This window comes from Helicobacter sp., assembly GCF_029067145.1.
Classification (GTDB): domain Bacteria; phylum Campylobacterota; class Campylobacteria; order Campylobacterales; family Helicobacteraceae; genus Helicobacter_D.
Genome location: NZ_JAIEFA010000082.1, coordinates 1 through 23,837, shown reverse-complemented (window position 1 = coordinate 23,837; position 23,837 = coordinate 1). Strand labels below are relative to the sequence as shown.

Here is a 23,837-nt window from a genome sequence, read left to right as displayed (position 1 = left end):
TCCTTTAAGATTTGGTGTTTGTGATAATGCCTTGAATCAGGAAATAATTTTTGTCTTTTTCGTGGCGATAATCTAGCTTTAACTCTTGGGATTCCAAAGTGCTTTTGACGATATAAATACCCAAGCCCAATCCGCCATTTTTATTGGATTTGTTGTCTTTGAAAAAGGGCTTTGCGTGGTCTTTTAGGCTATAAGGCAGAGGCGCGCCGAAGTTTGCAATCACAAGATTCTCATCTTCAACCTTAATTTCTACCTTATCTTTGGTTTTGTATTTTAGTGCATTGTCTAGCAGGTTTTTAATCGCCAAAGTCAGCATTTCAAAATCACAATGCAAAAGATAATTTTCACTAGGCAAAAGGAATGATTCCTTGATTTGTTCTTTGTCCAAAAGCAACATTGCAAAAACGCGATTCAAAATGTCCTTTAGGACATAATCTTGCTTGTTGAGGCAATAATTGCGTGAGCTTAACTCTTCAATTTTTGCAAACTCATTAATAAGGCTATTAAGCCTCTCAAACACGCTACAAAGTCGCTTTTTGTAAAGTGGATTATCAATCATTTCTGCCGTAATTCTACCTTTGGTAATCGGCGTCTTAAGTTCGTGCATAATGGAGCGCAAGAAAAGATGTCGGGATTGGTTTAGGGCATTAATTTTTTCTGCGGCATTTTCAAATTCGCGCGCAAGTTCGCCAATTTCGTCATTTTGATTAATTTTGCAAGAAATATTTGTCTGCCCATCGGCAAATTTACGAATCTCTTTGCGCAAAATTTTAAGAGGCAAAATGCTTTTGATAACTAATGCAAACAAAAACACAACAACCAAAAAAGCAAAAAATGTAATAATGTAATAATTAAAAAGTCTATGCGAATAAAGTCCGCCATAGAGTTTCCATTCTTGCGGAGTTTGCAAAAAGAGATAAATGCCATTTTCTTGTTTGATAATTTTTGCAATCATTCCATTGGTGAGATTCTGCGTCAAATGGTTTTGGAATTGCTCTAATATTTTGGCATCTTGGATTTGGTGTAAATCTAATTCTTTGAGGTATTTTTCAATCAAATCCACATTCCCGCCAAAACGCACTAATTGATTGATTGTGGCGAGGAATTGGTTGTATTTGAGCTGGTCTTTTAGGATATTTTCGTTGATTTCTTCCCGAATAAAATAATAAGAAAATGCGCCCAAACAAATAATTGCCACGATGAACAAAATGGTGATTTTGACAACAATAGAATTTTTAATCATCTTTTAGCTGAAGTTTATAGCCGATTCCGCGCACGGAAAGGATAAACTTTTTGTTATTTTTTTCTATTTTATTGCGCAAACGCCCGATAATCACATCAATACTTTTGTTGCTAGAGTCTGGATTAATAGAATCTGAATGTGCGGCGATAGAATCGCGCGTAAGGGCTTGATTGACATTGTCAAGCATAAAGCTTAGAATTTCGTATTCTGCTTTGGTTAGATTCAGTGCTTCGTTGTCAAGATAAATTTCCCTGCTTCCCTTGTCTAGCTGAAATGGGAGAATAGATGTTTCGGGTTCTTTGGATTGTTTGCCTAAATTGTATCTACGAAGGACACTATGGATTCTCGCAATAAGTTCTTTTGGGTCATAAGGTTTGGGGATATAATCGTCCGCACCATACTCTAACCCTAATACTCTATCGTCAATATCGTGTCTTGCAGAAGAGATGATAATGGGGATATGCTTTTCTTTTGCGACCTTCTTGCAAACTTCCAGCCCATCTAGATTTGGGAGTGTTAGATCTAAAAGAAGGAGGTCAAAATGTCGAGTGTTTATTGCACTCATGCCCGTATAAGGCTCGTCATAATTCGTTACATTAATATTATGAGCTTTCAAGTATTCACCAAGAATGGTCGCCAACTCCAAGTCATCTTCAATCATTAATACTTCTAGCACGGCATTTTCCTTGCAAAAAGGAGGATTGGGTATTTTAGGGGGTTAAAGAAAAATTTAGGAAAATGCCCGCTAGTATTGACAATAATTTCAAAGAACTTGCTCACGCTAAGTGTCCTTAAGCAAAGGAGAAGTGGATGAAAAACTTTTCTTTGTAAAAAGCCCAAACTTAACATTGTGTCAAGTTTGCCTCTCAACTCATCCCGTTGAGATGACGAAATTATAAAACAAAATAGTAAATCAAAAGTAAATAAAGAAAAATTTTTCATTTTTGATTCTTTTTTTCGTCAATAATGGCTAAAGTAAATTCTAAAAAATTTAAAATCATATCTACTTTTGTTTCAATATTGCGGTTGTTTGGGGATTGTAATCCTTCAAAAAGCACAAGGATTCTTTCTTGCAAAGCATTCAAAAATCTTTCCTCTTCTAAATAGGATTTTGTCAAAAGCATTTTAAGCTCTTCGGCGTTTTTAAAGTCTAATTTTTCAATCTTTCGCTCGTAAGGATTCTGTGTATTTGTGCTTTCGTGGCTTGGATTGTCAGAGGGCAAAATATCCAACAAAGCATCGCGTTCAAGCTTGGGTTCTTGTGTTTCTTTTGAATCTAATTCCTTAAATGTGGAATCACTAGAATCAATTTCGGCTAAGGTTTGTAAAATCGCTTCTTTTAGTTCCATAGTTGTCCTAACCACCTTTCAAACTCATTAAATTCAACTTCGCTATCCATTTGGATAAATAAATTTAACATATCTTCACTTGCTTTACCATAATTCTTGCGATTGCTTACAAGACGTTTGAGGGCGATTTTGGCTTCTGCATTGTTGGGGTCTTCTTCTAGGATAGTTTTATAAATTTCTGCAGCCTCATAAGCGTGCCCTTGTATTTCATAAATGCTTGCAAGCGTTAAGGTTTTCATCAAGACGCCTTATTTTACAATCAAAATAGGAATCGGAGATTTTTGCGAGAAGTCGTTTTGATTGGTTGAAAAGATTTTATTCCAAAAACTTTCTTCGCTTTGTCCAATGACAAGTAAATCAAAGTCTTTTGCATAAGCTAGCACTTCCGTTACAGCCTCTCCCTCTAGGAGTTTTTGCTTGACATTTACGCCTTTGTTGGTAAAAATCGCGCTAAATTCTTCCAAAAGCTTATCGCTTTGCGCATTTTCTTTTTTTTCTATTTCTTCATAGGCAGCAAGTGCGGCTTCTCCATAAAGCATAATGGGGGTTTTGACGTGGATAATTGTGATAGCGCAATCCTCTCTATCGCCAAAAAAGCTGACTACAAATTCTGCCGCCTTTTGGCAGGATTTTGTTCCGTCAATTGCAAATAAAATTTTTTTCATCGCAAACCTTGTTTCAAGTAAAATGTTAAAAATTATATCAAAATCTATTCAAAATTCACAGAAAATAAAGTAAGAATGCGCTACGCTTTTAGGATTGAAATTTACAAAAAGAGAATAGGTAATGCAAAATATTCTACAACAAATCCCCAAAACAGACAAGCTATTACAAGTAATCTATGCGCAAAATAGCGATTTAAACTATCCTTTAGTCAAAAGCCTTGTTACAGATTTTTTAAGCTCTTATAAGGAAAGATTGCTTAGTGGTGGTGCAAGCCTAGAGATAGAATCTTGCGCGCAAGAGGTGATAAAATCTTATCAAAACCTCACGCAAAAATCCTTGAAGCCTCTTGTGAATGCGACAGGAATCGTGGTGCATACGAATCTTGGACGCAGCGTATTTTCTCCTGCAATTGTGCAAGAGATTCTACCTCTTTTAACGCGTTATAATAATTTAGAATATGATGAATCCAAAGGGTGTCGCAGCGAACGTTATGTGCATTTGCAAGGCTTATTCAAGGCGCTTTTGGGGGCAGAAGATGTGCTAGTGGTCAATAACAACGCCGCAGCAGTATTTTTAATTTTTAACACCTTTGCAAAAGGCAAGGAAGTAGTTGTTTCGCGCGGGGAACTCATTGAGATTGGCGGGAGTTTTAGGATTCCAAAAGTTATGGAGGATTCTGGAGCAATTTTGCGTGAGATTGGCACGACAAACAAAACGCATTTGCGCGACTATCAAGAAGCGATAAATGAAAATACCGCAATGTTATTTAAAGCGCACAAATCCAACTATGCAATGAGCGGTTTTGTCAAGGAAGTGGAGTTTGAAGAGATTGTAAAACTAGCTTCTGCGCAGAATCTGATAGATTATTATGATTTAGGAAGTGGATACTTTGGTTTGAGTGGCTTTGAAAAGAGCCTGAAAAAATTTGAACCTGCTTTAGAGGAGATTGCAAAGCTCAATCCAAGCCTTGTAAGCTTTAGCGGTGATAAGCTTTTAGGCGGTGCGCAGGCGGGGATTATTTTTGGCAAAAAAGTATGGATAGATAAACTCAAAAAAAATCAACTCTTAAGAATGTTGCGCGTGGATAAATTCACGATTGCAGCACTTGAAGCAACTCTAAATGCTTATTTGGAAAACAAGACAGAAAAAATTACAACTTGTCATTTGCTCTTAAAGGACAAAGAAACATTAAAAAAAGAATCCCAAATGCTTGTGGATTTGATTCCAAAGGAATTTGCGCCTAAAGTGATTCCAACGAAAAGTTACAGCGGAGGGGGCGCAATGCCAAGTCATTATTTGGAATCTTTTGGTGTGGCGATTGCAGCAAAAAACTTAGCGGCTTTTGGTTTAGATGAAGAACAGCTAGAGAAGTTTTTGCGCGCAAGGGGCATTATTGCAAGACTAGAAAACAGCGCGCTTCTTTTGGATTCGCGCACTTTATTAGAGGGCGATAGAGAAAGAATCGCAGCCGCACTAGAAGACTTGAAAAATCAAAATCATAAGAGGAATAAAGAAAAAGAATGCAAAAGAATCTAATAATTGGCACAATGGGACATATTGACCACGGCAAAACAAGTTTAATTGCCGCAATGAATGGATTTTGGGGTGATAGTTTCGCGCAGGAAAAAGAGCGAGGCATTACTCTGGATTTGAGTTTTTCTAACTTGCAAGAAGGAGAGAAAAACCTTTCTTTTATTGATGTGCCCGGACACGAAAAATTAGTCAAAAATATGATTGCCGGCGCATTTGGCGTGGATTATGCTATGCTTTTGATTGCAGCAAATGAAGGCATTATGCCACAGACTTTGGAGCATTTAAAGATTGCCTATTTACTTGGAATCTGTGATTTTATCGTCGTGTTGAGTAAATGCGATTTGGTGGATTTAGATACGATAGAGAAGCTTCAAGGTGAAGTCAAAGAGCTTTTTAGCAAGTTTCCTAGTTTGCGTTTTCAGATTCTTAATTGTTCTATTCATCAGCCACAAAGCATTCAAGCACTCAAAAAAGTGCTTTTTGCATTGCCCAAAAAAGCGCGTCAGGATTTGGGATTTTTCCGCTATTACATTGACCGCGTGTTCGTGATTAAGGGCGCGGGTTGTGTCGTAAGTGGAACATTAATGGACGGGGATTTAAGCGTAGATAATAAAGTTTGGTGCGCGCAACTTGGGAGAGCATTAGGAATCAAGAATCTCCAAGTGCATGGACAAACAACAACCATAGCACAAAATGGTGCGCGCGTGGCGATTAATCTTAGTGGTGTTTCGCACCAAGAACTAAAACGTGGAGACTTGCTAACCAAAAAGGGCTATTTGCGCGGATTTGACAGCATAGAAGTTGAAATTTGCGCCTTTGAAACGATAGAACACAATAGCGAAGTGCAGTTGTTTTTGGGTTCGTTGCGGTGTGCGGCGCGTGTGTTATTTTTGGACAAAGAAAAAAAATTTGCAACACTCAAAACAGAGATTCCAATTTTTGGTATTTTTAATGAGAAATTTATCTTGCGTGATGACAAACAAACACTAGGCGGAGGTAGAATCCTAAGCCCTATTGTAGATCCTATGAAAAAATCGCAAAAGCTAAAATATTTGGAACTCTTAAGTCAAGGTGATTTCAAAGGTGCATTTGAAATTTTGCTTTATGCGCATAAGAAAGGTTTTGGACTCATTAGTGCGACGCAACGTTTTGGAATCTCGCAAGCGATAAGCCTAGAGATTGCCTCTCAGATTCCGCAATGTTTTGTGTGTGCAAGGGAATTGATTGTTTATTCAAAGGCTGCAAGGGAGATTGTTCAAGAAGTGATTTTTAAGATTTTGTCTAAGAATCCCAACGCGCTCCTTTCTGCAGCATTGTTGAGCCAAAAGCAAAGCTGGATTGCAGAAGAGTTTGCCAAAAGCGTTTTAGATGAAATGCTTGAGAATCAAAAGTTAAATAAAGCCGATTCCTTTTATGTCTCTCCTCAAAATATTTTAGGCTTAGAAGCAAGTAATGCGGAAAAGATTGAGGATTATTTTTATAAAACCATTTATGAAACCCTGCACAATCAAGAGTTTCAGCCAATCGCACCCTATAATCTATACGACTTGTTGGATATTGACAGACAAACGGGAGATTCTATTTTCAAGCGGCTAACGCACGAGAAAAAGATTGTGCGCTTAAATCATAAGCTTTTCATTTGCAGTGATGTTTTGACGCGACTTTTGGAGCTAATGCGCGGAATCATCAAGCAAGAGGGATATTTGGATTTGGGGAATTTCAAGACACATTTGAGCCTTAGTCGTAAATATTTGATTGCTTATTTGGATTATTTGGATAGCTTTAAAGACATCGTCAATACCGATGGTAAGCGAACTTTTAAGTGATACGCTAAAATGCTAGATAGATTGCAGAATCCTCCATTAAACAGAGAATTAAATCAACGTTTAATTGATGTCAAGACGGCAAATTATCAATCTATTCTCCCTATCCAATCTCAAGAGATTTTTAAAGAAAATGTGGCACTTCGCGAACTTTTAGGCGCAAAATTTTTGCGCCCTTTTAGCTTCAATTTAGAATCTTTTTATTTTTTGCTCACCAATCTTTGCCATCATTATAAGGTTGCCCTTGCGCTCTCGTCGCATAATATGCTTTATTGTGCTTATTGGGAGTTGCCTCTACAATACAGAGAAAACATCTTTACCCTCCTGCCAGATTTTACAAGTGGAAGCATTCATCAAGATTCTATTAAAGCGGCGTTAGACTTCGGCGCGGATTGTTTTGTTTTGCCATTTATGAATGAGGATATTTTGACGCTAAACCCCATAGAATCGCTACCGCAAAATGTGTTAAAAGTTGTGGATATTAGCTATGCAATTGCCTTGAATCTGCCCTTGCCAAAGGCAGATATAATGTTGCTTAATGGCGAGAATCTAGGTATTATGCGCCCTTTTGGTATTTTGGCTTCTAATGAGTTTTATGGAATTTCTAATGTTTATTTAGAGATTCCACATCTTTATGATGTTTTTAGGCAGGCAATTATGCTAAAAACTTCTTGCGCAAAATCTGTGGCAAGCAGGTTTCCAAGCGATTTGGCGCGCGATTTTTTTAATGCTTTGGAGGCAAATTTAGCAAAAATGGGACTACGCGAGAGTTGTTATTTGTTTTATCCAACGCCGCCAAATACTTTGGCTTTGGGGCTTAAGGGTATCAAGGCGCGGAATCTAATTCAGAGTTTGCTTTTTGATGGTCTTAATGTTATCAATGGGCAAGAATGCCTTTTTGGCTTTGCGCGTCCCTCTTTTGTCTTGCGTGAAATGGGATATACACAAGAGCAGTCAAGAGAGCTGTTAAGCCTTAGCTTTTTGGATATTTCTCCAAGTTTGATTCCGCAGATTGCCCAAAAAATTGCCCAAAAATATGCGCAATTAAGAGCTTTAGGTTAAGAATTTTAAGGAAAAGAAATGAAAAAAGAATCCCAAAACCTAAAAACTGCCATAGAATCCTTGCGCAATGCCACACAGGGATTCCATAGGCACATAGAAATTTTACCGCTTTTGGAGGCGCAAGACAGAATCCTAGCAGAAACGATTTGTGCCAAGATTTCTCTACCTCGTTTTGACAACTCCGCAATGGACGGCTATGCGCTAAAAATCGCAAATGCAGGCAAAACATTGAAAATCCAATCAAAGATTTTCGCGGGAGATTGCGCGGAAGTGGATTTGGGAGACTTGGAATGTACCAAGATTATGACAGGTGCAAAAGTGCCCAATGGAGCGGATTGTGTCGTGCCTTTTGAGGAGATTGAGGGAGGATTTGGAAACACAGAGCAAATTCTTGCCCCGCAGAATCTTAAAAAAGGAGCGAATATTCGCAAATGCGGTGAAGAGGTCGCGCGCGATTCCGTGCTTTTGGAAAAAGGCGCGCATTTGAGTGCGGATTCTTTGACTTTGCTTGCCACGCAAGGGATAAGTTATGTGAAAGCCTTTGCGCCATTGAATATTAGCGTATTTGCAAGCGGCGATGAGTTAAAGGAAATATGGGAGCAAGCAGATTCTTATCAGATTTATAATTCTAATTCTACGATGATTCAAGCGATTCTTAAAAGCTATGGTTTTGGCAGTCATTATGGGGGAATCCTAAGCGATAATCAGAATGCTATCAAGAGGGCATTAGAGTCTCCAAGCGATGTGATTTTTACAAGTGGTGGCGCGAGCAAGGGAGAAGCGGACTTTATGCGAGAGGTTTTGGAGCAAAGCGGGGCGCAAATGGTGTTAAATGGTGTGCAAATCAAGCCCGGAAAACCGATTATGGTTGCCAAATTGGATTCTAAGTTTATCGTTGCTCTCCCCGGAAATCCTCTAGCAGGAGCAGTTTTGTTGCGCTTGCTCATTGTGCCATTTTTGCGTCAATTAAGTGGCGCGAGTGCGCATTATCCGCAATTTTTGTTGCTCAAATCCGCACACAATCTTCCGCGCAAAAGCCGCACAGAGGCAATGCTCGCAAAAATACAAGGGGATTGCATTCGTTTTATCAAGGGTGGCAAATATGGCTCTGGCGAGGTTACGCCTATGGTTTTGGGCAATGCGTTAGTGGTGTTTGGTTCCTCGCGGGATTCTGTTGTGGAGGGCGAAATCTTAAAGGTGTTGCCTTTTCAAATGGAATTTGGTGCAGAGGAAGCAGATTTTATCAATGGATTGTGATTTATTGTGTCCTTATTTTAAGTTTTCTGCTGCGTCATTGCGAAGAATCGCTTGCGATTTGTGGCAATCTAAAATCAAGCAAACATTTAGGATTTCATTGTTAATTTATTAGAATCCAAAATTGTGGATTTGCAAGTGTGGGAAAATTGCTTCGCAGTGTGCGCTTCGTCTTGCTTTGTTTGTTCTTCGCAAGAACGAAAAGATAATACGCAATAAAAATGGAATCTTAAAGTGAAAGTTTAGAATGCGTTTAGAAAAAGTAGATAAAATTTTATTCAAACTCATATGGATAAAGGAAACAGATGAAAACTCTTGCTGTGATTGGTCTTGGATATGTTGGATTGCCCCTAGCGGTAGAATTTGGCAAAACTTATAAGGTGCTAGGATTTGATATTTTTGCCAAACGCATTGAGGAGCTAAAGAGCGGTTATGACCGCACATTAGAGGTAGAGGAATCCGAACTTAAGAGCGCTAAAAATTTGCATTTTACAACCAATTTGGAGGATTTAAAAGAGGCACAGATTTTTATTGTTACCGTGCCAACGCCGATTGACAATTATAATAAGCCCGATTTAACACCTTTGCAAAAAGCCTCTAGTAGTGTAGGAAAAGTCTTGAAAAAAGGCGATATTGTGATTTATGAAAGCACGGTTTATCCAGGTTGCACTGAAGAGGATTGTGTGCCGATTTTGGAGCAAGTCAGCGGGCTAAAGTTTAATGTAGATTTTTTCTGCGGATATTCGCCCGAGCGTATTAATCCCGGCGATAAAGCCCACCGCCTGCCCAATATCAAAAAAGTAACAAGTGGCTCTACACCGCAAGTTGCAGAGGAAGTGAATGCGCTTTATGCAAGTATTATCACGGCTGGAACGCACAAAGCACCAAGTATCAAAGTCGCAGAGGCGGCAAAAGTCATTGAAAATTCGCAAAGAGACATCAATATCGCCTTTGTGAATGAACTTGCCTTGATTTTTGAAAAACTAGGGATTGATACCTTAGAAGTGCTAGAAGCAGCAGGGAGCAAGTGGAATTTCTTGCCCTTTCGTCCGGGGCTTGTCGGCGGACATTGTATCGGCGTAGATCCTTATTATCTCACACACAAGGCGGAATCGCTAGGCTATCATTCGCAAGTGATTCTAGCTGGACGCCATATTAATGATAATATGGGGGTTGTAGTCGCCGAACGCGTGATTAAGCTAATGGTCAAAAATGCGCACCAAATTGTGGGAAGCAAAGTCGCGATTCTTGGAATTACTTTCAAGGAAAACTGCCCTGATATTCGTAATTCTCGCGTCGTAGATGTGATTAGAGAGTTACAAGATTTTGAATGCAATGTGGAAGTTTATGACCCTTGGGCAGATGCGGAGGAGGTGAAAAGGGAATATGGGCTAATGTTGCAAGAAATGGAAAAATTTAGATTACAAGATTATCAAGCAGTGATTATTGCAGTTGCGCACAATGCGTTTAAAGAGCTTGATTTTGAATCGCGCGGCAAGGTGGTTGTGTATGATTTGAAAGGTATTTTGCCAAAAGAACAAGTCAGCGGGAGGTTGTAATTATTCAATAGACACCCAAAGACAATATGTTTATACTTTTTGCATTCGTCCTTTGCGAGATTCCGCAAGGAAAAGGCAACGCGCGAATGTTGGGGCTATCGCATTGCGCGTTTGGCGTTTAAAAGGGCGAGCAATGCCACGCCCACATCGCCAAAGAGTGCGAGCCACAAATTCGCGATTCCAAGTGTGCCAAGTAGCATAATCAGCACTTTTGTGCCGAGCGCAAAAATAATGTTTTCCCACAGAATCTTTCGCGTCTTATCCGCAATTTGTAAAACAAGTGGAATCTTATTTAAATCATCGTCCATCACCACAATGTCCGCTCCCTCTAGCGCTACATCACTGCCAACCTTTCCCATTGCGATTCCAATATCGCTTAATGCCAAAGAGGGCGCGTCGTTGATTCCGTCTCCTACGAAAATTACCTTTTTGCCTCGTGCCTTTTGCGCCCTTAGAATCTCTTGTAAATGCGCGACTTTTTCGTTTGGTAGTAATTCCGCATAAACCTCGCTGATTCCTACACTCTTTGCGACTTCTTGCGCTACACTTTGCTTATCTCCGCTTAGGCACACGCACTCCATTCCGCGCATTTTTAGCTTTTCTACTACCTCTTTGGCTTCCTCTTTGGGTGTGTCTTCAAGGAGTATGGAGCCAATGATTTCGTTTTCACAGCTTAAAAAGACTTGGCATTTCGCGCTTTGTTTGTCTTGAATGCTTGTTTGGGTGAGGGCTTCTATGAAGCGCGCATTGCCGAGCGCAAAGGTTTTCTCCCCAATTGTTGCGCTGATTCCTCCGCCCGCGTGTTCTTTAAGATTCTTGATTTCTTGTGGATTGATTTCTTGCGGAATCTTGCCCTTTAAAATGGCTTTGGCAATCGGGTGATTGGAATGCGATTCTAACTCTTGCGCTTTTTCTAAAATAAAATCTTTGCCATAAGAGCCGTAATTTCGGACTTCTTTAAGGGTGAGTGTGCCTTTTGTAAGCGTGCCTGTTTTGTCCAATACAATTGTTTGCGCAAAAGCTAGCGATTCAAGATAGCTTGAACCCTTAATCAAAATCCCCATTTGAGAGGCTTTTCCCAAAGAAGCAAAAAAGGTAAGAGGGATAGAAATCACGAGGGCGCAAGGGCAAGAGACGACTAAGAAAATAATCCCGCGATAAGACCAAGTTTGGAATGCTTCTATAAGATTTGCTCCTATTATCCAAAGGTAAAATGTCGGAATAAGCGCGATTCCAAAGGCTAAAAGCGTAACAATGGGTGTATAATAGCGGGCAAATTTCGTAATAAACGCTTCACTGCGACTTTTTTGCGCGTTGCCCTCTTCAATGAGTTGTAGAATCTTGCTAAATGTGGAATTTGCGTAATTTTGCGTTGTTTGGATATGCAAAATTCCATCTAAATTAATTCCGCCAGAGAAAACCATATCCCCGACATTTGCGCTTTGCGGGATAGATTCTCCATTGAGTGCGGAGTTGTCAATATTGCTTTCTCCTTTGATGATTTTGCCATCAGCGGGGATTCTTTCTCCTGCAAAAACGATGAGTATATCTCCCTCTTGAATCTCTTTTGGGGAAATGGAGACTTGCGTATTCTCGCGCAGTATTCTCGCGCTTTCTATTTTAAGTGCGCTTAGGGAGCGAATCTGTTTTTTTGCTTTTTCTACAACGCGTTCTTGCAGGCTTTCTCCTATGCGATAAAAGATTAGAATCGCTACGGCTTCCGCGCTCTCGCCGATACAAAAGGCACTCAAGCTCGCAAGTACCATTAAAGTATTTTCATTAAAATATTCCCGCTTAATAAGACTTCTAAAAGCTTCTTTTAGGATTCCAAAACCTAAAGTGAAATAACAAAAAACAAAGAGGAAAGTTAAAATCAGAGGATTTAAATGGAATCTTAAGATTTCTAAATCCACCAAAAGCGCAACACAATAGAGCAAGATTGCGCTGATAAAAAAGGTTTGGTGGAGAAATTTTTCTTTGGATTTTGCATAGATAGTTTCGCATTGATTGTTGTAGCAGTTCATCTTTTTCCTCACATTTCTTGAATATGCTCTAAACCTTGATTGAAAATCTTTTCAATATGGTCATCATCTAGCGAATAAAAGACTTCTTTGCCGATTTTTTGGTAGCGCACAAGACGCGCTTGTCGTAGGATTCTTAGCTGATGAGAAACTGCGCTTGGCGAGAGGTTTAAGAGGTATGAAATCTCACCCACGCAGAGTTTATCTATTTGCAAAAGTGAAAGAATCCGAATCCTTGAGGAATCGCCAAAGATTTTAAAGAGTTCTGCAAGGTCATAAAGCAATTCTTCTTGTGGAATCGTTTTCAGGATTGTTTGTAGGGCTTTAGCGCGGTTTTCGTCTAGTTCTGGCATAAGGATTCCTTTAATATATGAGCATTTGTTCATATATAATTATAGAGTAGAATTTCTTAAAGCAAGGTAAAGGTGGAATCTCGCCTTTTATTTTGTGATTCTATTATTTTTGGAAAGTCCGAAGCTATGAATTGCCACAGCCTCTAACGAGGCTTTGCAATGACAATTATCCACTGCGTCATCACGAGCAAAACAAAGCAATCTATAATCTTAATCTGTCAAAATATTCAACCGAGAGATTTTTTAGTTTGGATTTGTGCTTTGCGAGTGAGTGCTACACACGCATACTACGACTCTGTTGCGTAGTTGCATTGAATATCCCAAGATTCCACTTATGGAATCTTGAAAAAAGGTGTGGAGCGAAAGCCAAAGAGGCTTTATAGGAGGATTAATAATTTTTAAGATTAGTAAGCCTTAGGATAGCATTTCCATTCAATTTCTTTAGCAGTTAATTGCATACTTTGTGGCAAACCTGTTCGTGGGTCAATTGCTCCTGCATTGCTATCTGCATAAGCGTTGTATCCGCCATAAGGGATAGCTTCAACCTCTACAAATTTGCCCACGGTCAAATCTTTGAAAGTGCCATAAACATCTTGTCCAAAAGCACCACAATCATCACCTTTAATTTCAGTGTAGGGTAAAACTTTAATCACAAGTTGTCCGCCTGGTCCTGATAAGGTAATGGTTTTGTTCTTGTTATCTACTGCTGAAATTTGCCCCGCGACATCAAAGTCATAACCTGCCATTGCAGTAGTAGAAAGAATCGCAGCAGTTGCGAATGCGCCAAATAATTTCAAAGTTTTCATTTTTGCTCCTTATTTTTGAGTTGTTTTTGTGATTGCACTTGAAATTATAAAGACACTTTGTTAATAAATTGTGAAGATATTTTCAAATTTTTATGAATTTAAATTCCAAGTAAATAATTGATTTTATAAATAAAATCTTCCGAATCTTTAACTTTATTCATTAGAATTAAGTATTTGCCATTGACAATAAAGCTAGGTACGCTTTGAATGCCTGTTTGTGCAATAGAATCTTGCCAAGTTTTGAGCTTTTCTTGCACTTCTTTGTGTCTTAATTGCGTTTCAAACTTTGTTTGTGAAATCTCCATTGCGTCTAAGCCAAAAGCGATAAAAGATTCTTTGTTTTTGAAATGTTTTTGCGTTTTGAAAAATGCGTCAAAATACGCATTGCTTGCGCGTCTAAAGTAAGATTCAATATCTTTTGAAGTCAGATTGCGTTCCTCATCAATAGAAACTGCAACTGCTAAAACCTCGCTTGCTTGCGCACTAAATGCACTTCCTGTGATGATATGGTAAGGTAAAAATACGGCTTCTTGTGGAATTGTTGCAAAAAGTTTTGGTAATAGCTCGCCCATTTTGGCACAATGCGGACAACCCACATTGAAAATCTCCACAATAGATTTTTGTGGGACATCAAGAGGGGTTTTTAGTTTGATATAATCTTTGCCCTCTTTTAGTGATTCTGCATAAAGCATATTCATAGCAAGGAGTGTGCTTAAAAATGTTCCAAAAAGTAACCTCAATATTGTTTGCATTCATTTTCCTTTGTAGTTTGTTAAAATGTATTATTATAGCAAAAGTTAGAATTTAGCTGGGTGGGTTTAACTAAATTTCAAGAATTAATCCAAAAATTTATCCAAACGATTTGTACAAATTTTTGGTAATATGTGTTGATTTTATAATAAAGGCTAATGCCAAAAAGGGCGGGGGAGGCACAGAGGTCTTTTACCGCTTACAAGGTGCTGGAAGATTGCCAATTTTTGTCAATGGAAGCAATTTAAATGGTGGTTGTGGCGGGAGAATGGATACAACTTTGACTTATGTTTTTCCGCAAAACTACAATTTGGTTACTTTAATCAAGGGTCCTCAAGATGTTCGCTATGGCACGATGAGCGCGGGTGGAATCCTCTTTGACCGAGAGACTTTGCGCCTAAAAGATACAAACTTTAACTTCAGTGCCGATGGGCTTGTGGGAAGCTTTAATCGGTTGGATTTCAATACTTATCTAAGCGTTGGAAATGAACTAGGAAGTTTGCAGGGGATTTATTCGGATTATTCACGCGATGATTACAAAGATGGTGCAGGTCAAAGAGTGCATTCAGAACACCAAAGACGTTCCGGCACGATTGTAGGCGCTCTAACACTTACGGAAACAAGTGCTTTGGAGTTGAGTGCAGACATTGGCAGGGGAGAGGCGGCGTATGCTGATAGGGCAATGGACGCACGCACCTTTGATAGAGAATCTTATCAGTTGCGATTCCAAAATTATTTTGATAAAGATTTGCTAGATTTACGCGCATATTATAATAGCATTGACCATATTATGGACAATTATAGCTTGACTAATGGTCAGCCAAAAATAGGAAATCTTTATAACCTAAGCAACCCAAAGCGCATAAATATTGGTGTTAAAGCAGAATACAAAAGGTTTTTGAAATCTCTAAACTTTACTTCGGGGGCGATTATGATAAGGACAAGCACAAAACCCGCACTTCCACAGGACAGACGACAAGAGACGGCGCAGAGGCTGCACTGCGCACCAATTATCAACCCAACTATACCTTTGATTCCTATGGAATCTATGCGCAAGGAGAATGGTATATTGGGGCGGAATCTGGTGTTTTTGCGGGGATTAGAGAGGATTATATAGAGACAACCGCACACAGATTGGACAAGGAAAGAAAGCAATACGCCACGAGTGCCTTTGCGCGTTATGAGCATTATTTGCGGGATTCCACCCTTTATGCTGGACTTGGAATCGCAGATAGGATTCCGGATTTTTGGGAGGTTTCTAAGGTAGATGGAATGTATTTGAGCAAAGAAACCAATACGCAATTAGACATTGGTTTATCCCACCAAAAAGAGGGTTTAAGCGCGAATGTGTCGGGCTTTATTTCTTATGTACAAGACTATATTTGTTAGATTATACAAAGCCCCAAATACGCAGCTTTAACACGAACGCCTTTTTAAGCGGAGCGGAGGCAGAAGTCTCTTATGAGTTTATGCCTAATCTCTTTGCGGAAGCAATGGCGAGTTACACTTATGGAGAGAATACAAAAGAAAACAAGCCCTTAGCGCAAGTCGCACCCTTATCTAGCAGAATCGCACTTAAATACGATGACCAAAAAATATTTTTGAAATGCGAAATGTATGCCAATGCCAAACAAACGCGTTCTGATGAGGGATATGGAAATGTCATCGGCAAAGACTTCGGGGATTCTAGCGGATTGGAATCATCAACCTCTATGCAGGATTGCGCTATCAAGAATGGCAAGTTTAATGGGGCTAGAAAATATTACCAATAAGCTTTATAGTTATCATTTATCCAAAAATAGCATTGATTTAAGCGTGGCAAATAATCCTATAAGTGATAGGATTTATGAGATTGGTAGAAATGCTTGGATAAGGGTAAAATATGACTTTTAAGTTATAGAATCTCTCTTTAAATTGTTAAGATTTTCTTCACACTTTTTTATTATCATTTTGAATCTTATTTCTTGATTTAAGGGAGACAAAATGAGAACAAAAAGAGTTTTTAAGAGTTTGGCTTTGAGTGCCTGTGGAATCTTGTTACTTGGAAATGTAGGCTTTGCGGGTGGATTTAATCCGTCAATGCAAGCTTATATTGAGGAATTGAAGAGTGAAGCAAAAGCAGAAAATCCAAACTTCCAAGACTTTGATGCCAAAAGAGGCGAAGTGATTTTTAGCACAAAAAACAAGGGCAAAAACGACACCTTGCTATCCTGCCAAAGCTGCCATAATGTGGATTTAAAAACTCCCGCAACCAATGTTTTTACCAACAAAACACTAGAGCCTTTAGCTCCAAGCGTGAATCCTACGCGTTTAAGCGATGTAAAAGAAGTCAAAAAATGGCTTAAACGCAATTTTAAAGATGTCTTTTTGCGTGAGGGAAGCGCACGGGAAAAAGGTGATGTGCTTTATTATTTGATTTTACAATAATCCAAGTTTAGGGAAAAAGAATGAAAAGAATGTTAAAAGTTTCTAGTGTGGTTTTGCTTTGTGCGGTTTTTGGAATCCAAGCTTATGCGGAAGGGCGCAAAGGTCCAGAGGTAAAAGCGGTGGATAATGCACTTTACAAAAAGGAGTGCGCAAGTTGTCATTTTGGCTATCAACCCGGTTTGCTCCCTAGCACTTCTTGGCAATGGGTAATGGATAACTTAGCGCAACACTATGACACAGACGCGAGTTTAGAAAGCAAAGAGGACATTGCGCAAATCACACAATATTTGCTAGACAATGCGAGTGAAAAAGCAATGCAATACCGTCGTAGTGCAAAATTAACAAAATCAATGCAGCCGGGAGTCTTATACACCTCTATTTCGCAGATTCCCTACCATCAAAAAAAACACAGAAAACTAAAAGATTGGATGGTGCAGCAAAAAGAAGTGGGAAATATTGCGCGTTGTGCCGCTTGCCATACCAAAGCCGAACAAGGAATCTATGGGGGACAGACGATTGATATTCCAAACTATGGAATCTGGCGTGATTAAGAGCTATATTTGGACTTTTATCAATCGTTTTTTGCATTATTTTTTGATTCTCACTTTTGCACTCTCTTACCTAAGCGCGGATATAGACACACTTTTTCTTGTGCATATTGTTTGTGGAGTTTTATTTGGAGCAGGGGTGATATTGCGCGTTATTTGGGGATTTATCGGCACAAAGCATTCGCGCTTTTGGGATTTTAACTATCGTGGAATCCTAGAATATCTTACTTCTATTTTAGGAAATAAAAAGCATTATATCGGACACAATCCTGCCTCAAGCGTGGCAATTATTCTTATGCTTGGCTTTGGATTTCTTGTCGTATTTAGCGGACTTTTGCAATATGGAGCGGAGCAAAATAGCGGAATCTTTGCCCCATTGTTTTTCACATATAGCTACTTTTATATGGGCGATGATTTGCACGAATTTTTTGCAAATTGCTTATTGTTTATCGTGGCAATTCATTTTTGTGGAAGCTTAATAGACAAGTTTTGGAGCAAAGGAGATGCAATAGATTCTATGCTCAATGGCTACAAACGCACGCAAAAGGACGAAAGCGTCTCTCTAAATCCTGCGCAAAAGGCAATTTTTGCTTTTTTTCTCCTCTTTTTGTTTGCATTGTTTCTTTATTTGCTTTATCCCAAAAACATACTTTTACGCCCCTCCGCGCAGGATTTTTTCACGCAAGATTCTAATAAAACAGCCTTTGGAGAGTATAAGCAAGAATGCGGAAGCTGTCATATTGCCTATGCTCCCTTTTTGCTTCCAAAGTCCGCGTGGGATTCTATGATGAGTGATTTAGAAAATCATTTTGGCGATGACGCAAGCTTGGAGGAAGAAACGCACGCAAGAATTGCTGCATTTTTAGAAAAATATGCAAGTGATGTTGTGGATACGAAATTTACGCAACAAAAAGAATCCCAACAAATTGCAATCACAAAAACTCCTTATTGGGAGATTGCACACCGCAAACTCAATCCAAAGATTTTTACAACAAAGGCAATCAAAAGCAAGGCAAATTGTCAAACCTGCCACAAAGACGCAGAATCTGGAATCTTTGCCAAAAATGCAGTGGAATATTTTAAGCTTAAGAGTTTGAGGGAGAATCTTTAGGTTTAGATTCCAAACTTCTTTTTTGCGCCAAAAGATAGATTGGGTGATAGGTTAAAACATTGTGGAATCGCGTTGCGTAATCCGTTAAGAATTTTTTATTTAGCCTAAAGCCTTGTTGTAAGGAATTTACGCCTGTATCGCGCAAATGCCTAAAAAGTGCAAGAGTGTTTGAAAAGTGCAAGGGAATCCTAGCCTCAAAAGATTCCAAAATTTTAAAATCTAATTGCAAAATTTCTGCATAATCTTTTGGCTCCAAATATTCTAATCCTATTCCACAACTTGCGCGCAATTCTTGATAGTTTTCTGCGCCAAAAGTGCTAAAGGCTAAGATTCCATTTGGTCGGAGCAACACGCTTAATTGTGGCAAAAAACCCCGCTGATTTACCCATTGCATACTTGCGTTGGACAAAATCAAATCGTATTGTAAATTGGGATTCTTATTGCTTATTTGCGCCAAATCCTCAAAATCTGCCTGCAAAAAATCTATCTTGTGTGGTATGTCTTTTTGAATCTTTATAAAATCATTAGAAAAATCCACCAAATCTACCGCCAAATAGGATTCAAACTCAAAACTTAATGCAAGATTCCGCGCCAAAAGTCCATTACCACAGCCAAGCTCTAAGATATTGCCTAAATTCCTTGTTTTGCAGTGTTTGCGTAGGATTGCAAGTAATTTTTGCTGCATTGTTTGTTGCACCTTTGCGTTTTGCGCATAGGTTGGCTTTGCTCTTTGGAATCCCTGTCGGATTCGTTCTTTTTGCGCTTGCATTAGAGTTGCCAATCAAAAAACACAAAATGCGGAGCGTCTATGTCTAAGATTCGCTCACTCGCGTCTTTGAAGTCAATCCAAAAGTTTTTTTGAGATTGTGTATCAAAAACTAAATCTTGCTTGGAGATAAGAATCTTATCCCAAAAAATCTCGCTTGTAATCGTATCAAACTGCGGACAAGTTTGGATAAAAAAACCCAATTCCTCGCGTAAAATGTTGGAATCCAAAAATTCAAAATTATGGGTTTGATTGAAAAATTTACCAAACAAATTGTGCTTAAAAGTCGTTAAATTAAAAGCTTTTTGCGTGAGCTTAAAGAGTTTGGGCGGGATTCCAAATTTTGAATGTATGCCAAATTCTGTGCCATTAATCGCAATTTTACGCGCAAAGTGATTGGAATCTTGCGAGGATTCCATAAAAATGCGCGCGACAAATACTCCCATAGAAAAGGCTAAAAGAGTGATTTTGGATTCTTTGTTTAGGTTTTGCAAAAGAGACTTCAGGACACTAAAATCTAGGTGTTGGTAATGGAATAAGAGGATAAAATCATAATGCGCAGGAATAAAGGGCAGAAAATGCGAGGGGTGGGAGGCAAATCCGCCAAATATTAATAATATATTTTCATTATTATTTATTTTTTGATAAATATTCATAATCAATCTTTTTGAGAATTGGCACAAGAGATTCTAAAGCTTCAAAGGGTAGATTTGCACTTAAAGAGAATCGCAAACAAGCGCGATTCTTTGGAATCGTAGGGGATTTTATAGCGGGCGCAAAGTAGCCTCTTTGTTCTAATTCCTTTGCAAAATACACTGCTTTGGCATTATCCCCTAGAATCAGGCTGATAATATTATAATCGCCCAAGACTTCCAAGTCTAAATTTCGTGTTAGAAGTGCCTTGAAATCTGTACTTAAGCGCGCTAAATCTGCCCTTTGATTGTGGAGTTTGGCAAGCTCCAAAAAGCCAAAGAGACTGCGCGCAATGTTTAAAGGAGGAAGTGCAGTAGAGTAAATCAAAGCGCGGGCAAAATTTACAAAATATTCATAAAAGATTCCATTGCACAGCACGCAAGCACCCATAGACGCGAGGGCTTTGCCAAAGGTTAGCACCAAAAAATCAATAGAATCTAGCAATCCAAAGTTTGCACAAACGCCTAGTCCATCTTTGCCAAAGCTTCCAATACTATGCGCCTCATCAAGATACAAATACACATTATCAAATTGTTGTTTTAGTGTAACAAGAGTGCGTATCGGCGCGAAATCCCCCTCCATACTAAAGAGCCCCTCACTCAAAATAAAAACGGCTTCGTATTGGGGCGCATTATCTCGCAAAAGCTGTTCTAGTCTTTGCATATTATTGTGTGAAAATCTCTTTAAATGCGTGGTTTGAAAGGATTTTAGTCCATCAATATGGCTTGCGTGGATAGACTTATCCGCGATAAATAGCACATTTTTAAGGGAGTTTAATGCGCCCAAAGCTCCCAAATTTGCGTGGAATCCGCTATTAAAAATAAGGGCTTGTTTGCCAAAAGTGTGGGAGAGATGAGATTCTAGCTGTGCATAAATTTCAAAATTCCCACTTAAAAGCCGCGAGGAAGACGAGCTAAAATATAAATTTTCTTTAAAAAGTGTGGAATCCAAAAATGCAGCATTAAAAGATTCATCACTTGCAAGCCCTAAATAGTCGTTGCTAGCAAGATTTAAAAGCCATTGTGGATTTTTATTTGTAGGATTCGCGAATCTAGCAATTTGGAAGCCCTTGTGTTTTTGTGGAACAAGTGCGCGGTAGTTGGAATCGCGCTTTAGGCATTCAAGGGTTTGGGCAATCTGTGATTGGACCTTATTCATAGCTTGGGCAAGGCACTATGCCTTTGCATTCTGAAGCAGTTTAGCAAAGGTATTAAAAAGCGTGGTGGATTCTAAAGGTCCGGGTCCCGCTTCTGGGTGATGTTGAAAAGAACAAATCAGAGCGTTTTTATAGCGCACTCCCTCAATGGTGTTGTCAAAAAGATTGCGATGAGTAACTTCCGCAACTTCTTGGATAGATTCCGGTACGGAATAGTTGTGGTTCTGTGCGGTGATTTCTATTTCTTGTGTGAGGAGGTTTTTCACCGGGTGGTTGCCGCCGTGGTGTCCAAATTTGAGTTTATGGGTAGGGTAACCATGCGCAAGAGAAAGCAACTGATGCCCCAAACAAATTGCAAAAAGTGGAATCTTAGCAGCAATTAATTTTTTGATTTCAGCGATTTCTGTATGAAGCACTTGTGGGTCTCCAGGTCCATTGGAGAGAAAGATTCCGTCAAATTCGCCCTGTGCGTAACGTGCAATTAGCGATTGTGCTTCAAAATCGTGTGGTATGACTTCTACACTGAAGCCCGCACTGACGAGCTGGTTTAAAATGCTTTGTTTGATTCCAAAATCAATCGCTAGGATTTTTTGATAGGTCTTAGGCGTGGTGTAGTCCATACTTTGAAAGTCAAATTTGCCTTTGTGGTGTTGGTAGGGTGCTTGTGTGCTGACTTCTTTTATGTAATTGATTTCCTCAATCTTTGGGCTGCTTTCTAGGAGTTTTTTTAGCTCATTTTTGTCAGAGATTTCAGTAGAGGCAATCATCATCATCGCGCCTTCTTCGCGCAAGGTTCTTGTGAGCAAGCGCGTAGGAATCGCGCAAATTCCCATTGCGTTGAATTTCTTTAAAAACTCTCCCAAGCTTTCCTCTGCGCGAAAATTTGAAAATTTAGAATTGTAATGATGACATAGAATCCCTTTGGCAAAGATTCCGCGACTTTCCATATCTTGTTTGTTTGCTCCTACGATTCCAAGTTCTGGCATAGTAAAGCAGACGAATTGTCCTGCATAGCTTGGGTCGGTCGTAATTTCTTGATAGCCTGTTAGTGAGGTGTTAAATACCAATTCACCCACGCTTGTTTTCTCCGCGCCGAAGCTTTTTGCCTTGAAAAATAAACCATTTGCCAAATAAATCCAAACGTCTTTTAGTTTATCTCGTGGAGATGTCATCACAGAAATCCTTTCTTTTTGAGCTCCTCTTGGTAGAGTTTGTCAAAAATCAAATCGTATTCTTCGCTGCCAAAGACTATTTTGCGTTTGTAGTTTGCAATGCGTTCTTGCACGATTTCTTCTACTTCATTGTAGATTCTTGAATAACTATTAATGGCTTTGAATATGACATTGACAATTCGCGTTTCAGAGGTGGCAGAATCAATCAAATCTTCTTCAAAAAGCTCATCAAGGATTTTGTGCGCAAGATGATTGTAGCGGTCTTCAAAGCTCAAAATAAAATTTTCATTTTCTGCTAATTTTTGTTTGATTTTCCAAAAAAGTTGGTGTTCATCGGCTCGCATAAATTCAATTTCATCTAAATTTTCTTCCAAAATTTCCCTTGCTTTTTCTTCTATGTTTGCTTCTTCTTGGATATTTGCTTCAATGAATTTTTGCGCGACTTTTGCAATCCCCTCTAATCCGTGTAAAACATTTACAAAACCGCAGGTGGATAAATCTAATGCTATTTTATTTCCAATATAAGGTGCATGTGCGAGTCTAAATTTCATATCGGACCTTCATAAATTTTTGTGCTATTTTAGCGTTTTATCTCTTAAAATATGCCTTTTTCGTGTTTTTAAATCATTTTAAGATTCTGCATTTCCTCTTTTAGTTCATTGGCATTTGCTTGAAAAGTCTCTCTATCGGAATAAGTCGCGAAGTGCGCGATTCTAACTTGCGTATAAGACTTTATAAAGGCGTCCATTGTAGAATTTTGTTCTTTGCTGATAATTAGCCCAAGAAGCGGAATCTCGCGTGCTTTTAATGTCGCAATGCTTAGTAAAATATGATTAATTCCGCCAAGATAATACGCACCAACCAAAATACAAGGCAGTCGGTGTGTGCTCAAAAAATCTATCATACATTTTTGAGTGTCCAATGGGGTAAAAAGCCCGCCCGCACTCTCAATGAGTAAATTTTCTGATTTAGGTAATGGAATCCTTAGCCCATTGTAGGATATTTTTTCTTTTTGCATACCGATGTGAGGACTAGCGGGAGTTTGCAAGGTAATGCCACTAGGATAAATTTTAGTTGCGGGCGTTAAATTTTGGATTCTTTGATTGTCTGTTGGAGTGCCTGCTTGAACGAGTTTAAAATAATCCAAACCAAATGCGTAACACAATGCCGCGCTGACAGAGGTTTTCCCCACATCTGTATGGCTTCCAGCAATAAAAATTTGCATATCTATTCCTTTTTAAAATTTAAGATTCTATTATATGCTTGCTTTATGCTAAATTATAGATTTGCAGCTTAAAGCGGGCAAACTGCTCGCAGTGTGCGCCACGCCGATAAATCGGCTCGCAATGATAGCTTGCTTTTCCGTCCTTGCGAGGCGAAGCCGAAGCAATCTATAATCTTATATCTCGCCCTTAAGTTTGCGATTCCATTGTGAAATTTTGCCTTTGGCTTGTTTAATTTAAATTATTTTTATGCCATAATTCCACTTCATTCAAACCTCAAATCAAAAGGAGTTACAACAATGAATCCAAAAAGTGCAGTTGA

27 protein-coding genes and 1 pseudogene are annotated in these 23,837 nt (G+C 39.0%); 13 read left to right on the top strand and 15 right to left on the bottom strand.

What is annotated here, in order from left to right; all coding sequences use genetic code 11:
* Positions 1–4 precede the first annotated feature (4 nt).
* The 5 genes from K2N75_RS07895 to K2N75_RS07875 all read right to left on the bottom strand — a co-directional run bounded on the left by K2N75_RS07895 (position 5) and on the right by K2N75_RS07875 (position 3,257).
* Positions 5–1,243, bottom strand: coding sequence for an ArsS family sensor histidine kinase (locus K2N75_RS07895; protein ID WP_297680116.1), 1,239 nt, complete (start codon positions 1,241–1,243; stop codon positions 5–7).
* The gene (locus K2N75_RS07890) at positions 1,236–1,919 is read right to left on the bottom strand and encodes a response regulator transcription factor (protein WP_297680115.1); all 684 of its coding nucleotides are present in this window, start codon (positions 1,917–1,919) and stop codon (positions 1,236–1,238) included. Before K2N75_RS07890 ends, K2N75_RS07895 begins: the two co-directional genes overlap by 8 nt.
* Before the next feature lie 262 nt (positions 1,920–2,181).
* Entirely contained in the window at positions 2,182–2,592 is a 411-nt protein-coding gene (locus K2N75_RS07885; protein ID WP_297680114.1) for a hypothetical protein, read from the bottom strand.
* On the bottom strand, positions 2,583–2,831 hold the full coding sequence (locus K2N75_RS07880; protein WP_297680113.1) for a tetratricopeptide repeat protein: 249 nt from the start codon (positions 2,829–2,831) through the stop codon (positions 2,583–2,585). Before K2N75_RS07880 ends, K2N75_RS07885 begins: the two co-directional genes overlap by 10 nt.
* A 9-nt stretch (positions 2,832–2,840) precedes the next feature.
* Complete coding sequence (locus K2N75_RS07875) at positions 2,841–3,257, bottom strand: universal stress protein (RefSeq protein ID WP_297680112.1); 417 nt, start codon at positions 3,255–3,257, stop codon at positions 2,841–2,843.
* A gap of 121 nt (positions 3,258–3,378) precedes the next feature.
* Between K2N75_RS07875 and selA the strand changes: the two genes are divergently transcribed.
* The 5 genes from selA to tviB all read left to right on the top strand — a co-directional run bounded on the left by selA (position 3,379) and on the right by tviB (position 10,489).
* Positions 3,379–4,794 carry an L-seryl-tRNA(Sec) selenium transferase gene (gene selA / locus K2N75_RS07870; protein ID WP_297680111.1) on the top strand — a complete coding sequence of 472 codons (1,416 nt, stop codon included), beginning with the start codon at positions 3,379–3,381 and terminating at the stop codon, positions 4,792–4,794.
* Positions 4,779–6,617 carry a selenocysteine-specific translation elongation factor gene (gene selB, locus K2N75_RS07865; protein ID WP_297680110.1) on the top strand — a complete coding sequence of 613 codons (1,839 nt, stop codon included), beginning with the start codon at positions 4,779–4,781 and terminating at the stop codon, positions 6,615–6,617. Before selA ends, selB begins: the two co-directional genes overlap by 16 nt.
* 9 nt (positions 6,618–6,626) lie before the next feature.
* Positions 6,627–7,676 (top strand): nitrogen fixation protein NifS, encoded by a 1,050-nt coding sequence (locus K2N75_RS07860; protein ID WP_297680109.1) that lies wholly within the window; start codon positions 6,627–6,629, stop codon positions 7,674–7,676.
* Positions 7,677–7,694: 18 nt separating this feature from the next.
* Positions 7,695–8,933 carry a molybdopterin molybdotransferase MoeA gene (locus K2N75_RS07855; RefSeq protein WP_297680108.1) on the top strand — a complete coding sequence of 413 codons (1,239 nt, stop codon included), beginning with the start codon at positions 7,695–7,697 and terminating at the stop codon, positions 8,931–8,933.
* A 302-nt stretch (positions 8,934–9,235) separates the two neighbouring features.
* Positions 9,236–10,489, top strand: a complete 1,254-nt coding sequence (gene tviB, locus K2N75_RS07850) for a Vi polysaccharide biosynthesis UDP-N-acetylglucosamine C-6 dehydrogenase TviB (RefSeq protein ID WP_297680107.1) — start codon at positions 9,236–9,238, stop codon at positions 10,487–10,489.
* Positions 10,490–10,584: 95 nt separating this feature from the next.
* Here the strand turns inward: tviB and K2N75_RS07845 are convergent, their stop codons facing one another.
* Positions 10,585–12,513 (bottom strand): heavy metal translocating P-type ATPase, encoded by a 1,929-nt coding sequence (locus K2N75_RS07845; RefSeq protein ID WP_297680106.1) that lies wholly within the window; start codon positions 12,511–12,513, stop codon positions 10,585–10,587.
* An 8-nt stretch (positions 12,514–12,521) separates the two neighbouring features.
* Positions 12,522–12,863, bottom strand: coding sequence for a metalloregulator ArsR/SmtB family transcription factor (locus K2N75_RS07840; RefSeq protein ID WP_297680105.1), 342 nt, complete (start codon positions 12,861–12,863; stop codon positions 12,522–12,524).
* 131 nt (positions 12,864–12,994) lie between these two features.
* On the opposite strand from K2N75_RS07840, the gene K2N75_RS07835 reads away from it, so the two are divergent.
* Complete coding sequence (locus K2N75_RS07835) at positions 12,995–13,246, top strand: hypothetical protein (protein WP_297680104.1); 252 nt, start codon at positions 12,995–12,997, stop codon at positions 13,244–13,246.
* 21 nt (positions 13,247–13,267) lie between these two features.
* Here the strand turns inward: K2N75_RS07835 and K2N75_RS07830 are convergent, their stop codons facing one another.
* Both K2N75_RS07830 and K2N75_RS07825 read right to left on the bottom strand, forming a co-directional pair.
* Positions 13,268–13,669, bottom strand: a complete 402-nt coding sequence (locus tag K2N75_RS07830; protein WP_297680103.1) for a DUF5666 domain-containing protein — start codon at positions 13,667–13,669, stop codon at positions 13,268–13,270.
* A 98-nt stretch (positions 13,670–13,767) separates the two neighbouring features.
* Positions 13,768–14,421 carry a thioredoxin domain-containing protein gene (locus tag K2N75_RS07825; RefSeq protein WP_297680102.1) on the bottom strand — a complete coding sequence of 218 codons (654 nt, stop codon included), beginning with the start codon at positions 14,419–14,421 and terminating at the stop codon, positions 13,768–13,770.
* Positions 14,422–14,531: 110 nt separating this feature from the next.
* Between K2N75_RS07825 and K2N75_RS09235 the strand changes: the two are divergent.
* From K2N75_RS09235 to K2N75_RS07790, 7 genes and pseudogenes are all read left to right on the top strand, one after another.
* Positions 14,532–14,732 (top strand): annotated as a pseudogene (locus tag K2N75_RS09235) (hypothetical protein); the annotation flags it as partial.
* Between the two features lie 572 nt (positions 14,733–15,304).
* On the top strand, positions 15,305–15,808 hold the full coding sequence (locus K2N75_RS07815) for a TonB-dependent receptor (RefSeq protein ID WP_342767848.1): 504 nt from the start codon (positions 15,305–15,307) through the stop codon (positions 15,806–15,808).
* Complete coding sequence (locus K2N75_RS07810; protein ID WP_245944247.1) at positions 15,802–16,191, top strand: hypothetical protein; 390 nt, start codon at positions 15,802–15,804, stop codon at positions 16,189–16,191. The genes K2N75_RS07815 and K2N75_RS07810 overlap by 7 nt, the downstream gene beginning before the upstream one ends.
* On the top strand, positions 16,166–16,312 hold the full coding sequence (locus K2N75_RS07805; RefSeq protein ID WP_245944246.1) for a hypothetical protein: 147 nt from the start codon (positions 16,166–16,168) through the stop codon (positions 16,310–16,312). Before K2N75_RS07810 ends, K2N75_RS07805 begins: the two co-directional genes overlap by 26 nt.
* Positions 16,313–16,402: 90 nt before the next feature.
* Positions 16,403–16,846 (top strand): DUF1924 domain-containing protein, encoded by a 444-nt coding sequence (locus K2N75_RS07800; RefSeq protein WP_181881647.1) that lies wholly within the window; start codon positions 16,403–16,405, stop codon positions 16,844–16,846.
* Between the two features lie 20 nt (positions 16,847–16,866).
* On the top strand, positions 16,867–17,397 hold the full coding sequence (locus tag K2N75_RS07795) for a diheme cytochrome c (RefSeq protein WP_115551759.1): 531 nt from the start codon (positions 16,867–16,869) through the stop codon (positions 17,395–17,397).
* A complete protein-coding gene (locus tag K2N75_RS07790) occupies positions 17,348–18,505 on the top strand; it encodes a cytochrome b/b6 domain-containing protein (protein WP_297570713.1) in 1,158 nt (385 codons plus the stop codon). Before K2N75_RS07795 ends, K2N75_RS07790 begins: the two co-directional genes overlap by 50 nt.
* On the opposite strand, the gene bioC is transcribed toward K2N75_RS07790, so the two are convergent.
* The 6 genes from bioC to bioD form a co-directional block, all read right to left on the bottom strand.
* Positions 18,480–19,274: a malonyl-ACP O-methyltransferase BioC gene (bioC, locus tag K2N75_RS07785; protein ID WP_297680101.1), complete on the bottom strand. Its 795-nt coding sequence runs from the start codon at positions 19,272–19,274 to the stop codon at positions 18,480–18,482. The two genes, K2N75_RS07790 and bioC, sit on opposite strands and share 26 nt — an antisense overlap.
* The gene (locus K2N75_RS07780) at positions 19,274–19,927 is read right to left on the bottom strand and encodes a pimeloyl-ACP methyl esterase BioG family protein (protein ID WP_297578292.1); all 654 of its coding nucleotides are present in this window, start codon (positions 19,925–19,927) and stop codon (positions 19,274–19,276) included. Before K2N75_RS07780 ends, bioC begins: the two co-directional genes overlap by 1 nt.
* On the bottom strand, positions 19,902–21,122 hold the full coding sequence (locus tag K2N75_RS07775; RefSeq protein WP_297680100.1) for an aminotransferase class I/II-fold pyridoxal phosphate-dependent enzyme: 1,221 nt from the start codon (positions 21,120–21,122) through the stop codon (positions 19,902–19,904). The genes K2N75_RS07780 and K2N75_RS07775 overlap by 26 nt, the downstream gene beginning before the upstream one ends.
* 15 nt (positions 21,123–21,137) lie before the next feature.
* Positions 21,138–22,292, bottom strand: a complete 1,155-nt coding sequence (carA, locus tag K2N75_RS07770; RefSeq protein WP_297680099.1) for a glutamine-hydrolyzing carbamoyl-phosphate synthase small subunit — start codon at positions 22,290–22,292, stop codon at positions 21,138–21,140.
* Complete coding sequence (locus K2N75_RS07765) at positions 22,292–22,843, bottom strand: DUF507 family protein (protein ID WP_297578286.1); 552 nt, start codon at positions 22,841–22,843, stop codon at positions 22,292–22,294. The genes carA and K2N75_RS07765 overlap by 1 nt, the downstream gene beginning before the upstream one ends.
* Before the next feature lie 68 nt (positions 22,844–22,911).
* Positions 22,912–23,517, bottom strand: a complete 606-nt coding sequence (gene bioD / locus K2N75_RS07760; protein ID WP_297680098.1) for an ATP-dependent dethiobiotin synthetase BioD — start codon at positions 23,515–23,517, stop codon at positions 22,912–22,914.
* Positions 23,518–23,837 lie beyond the last annotated feature (320 nt).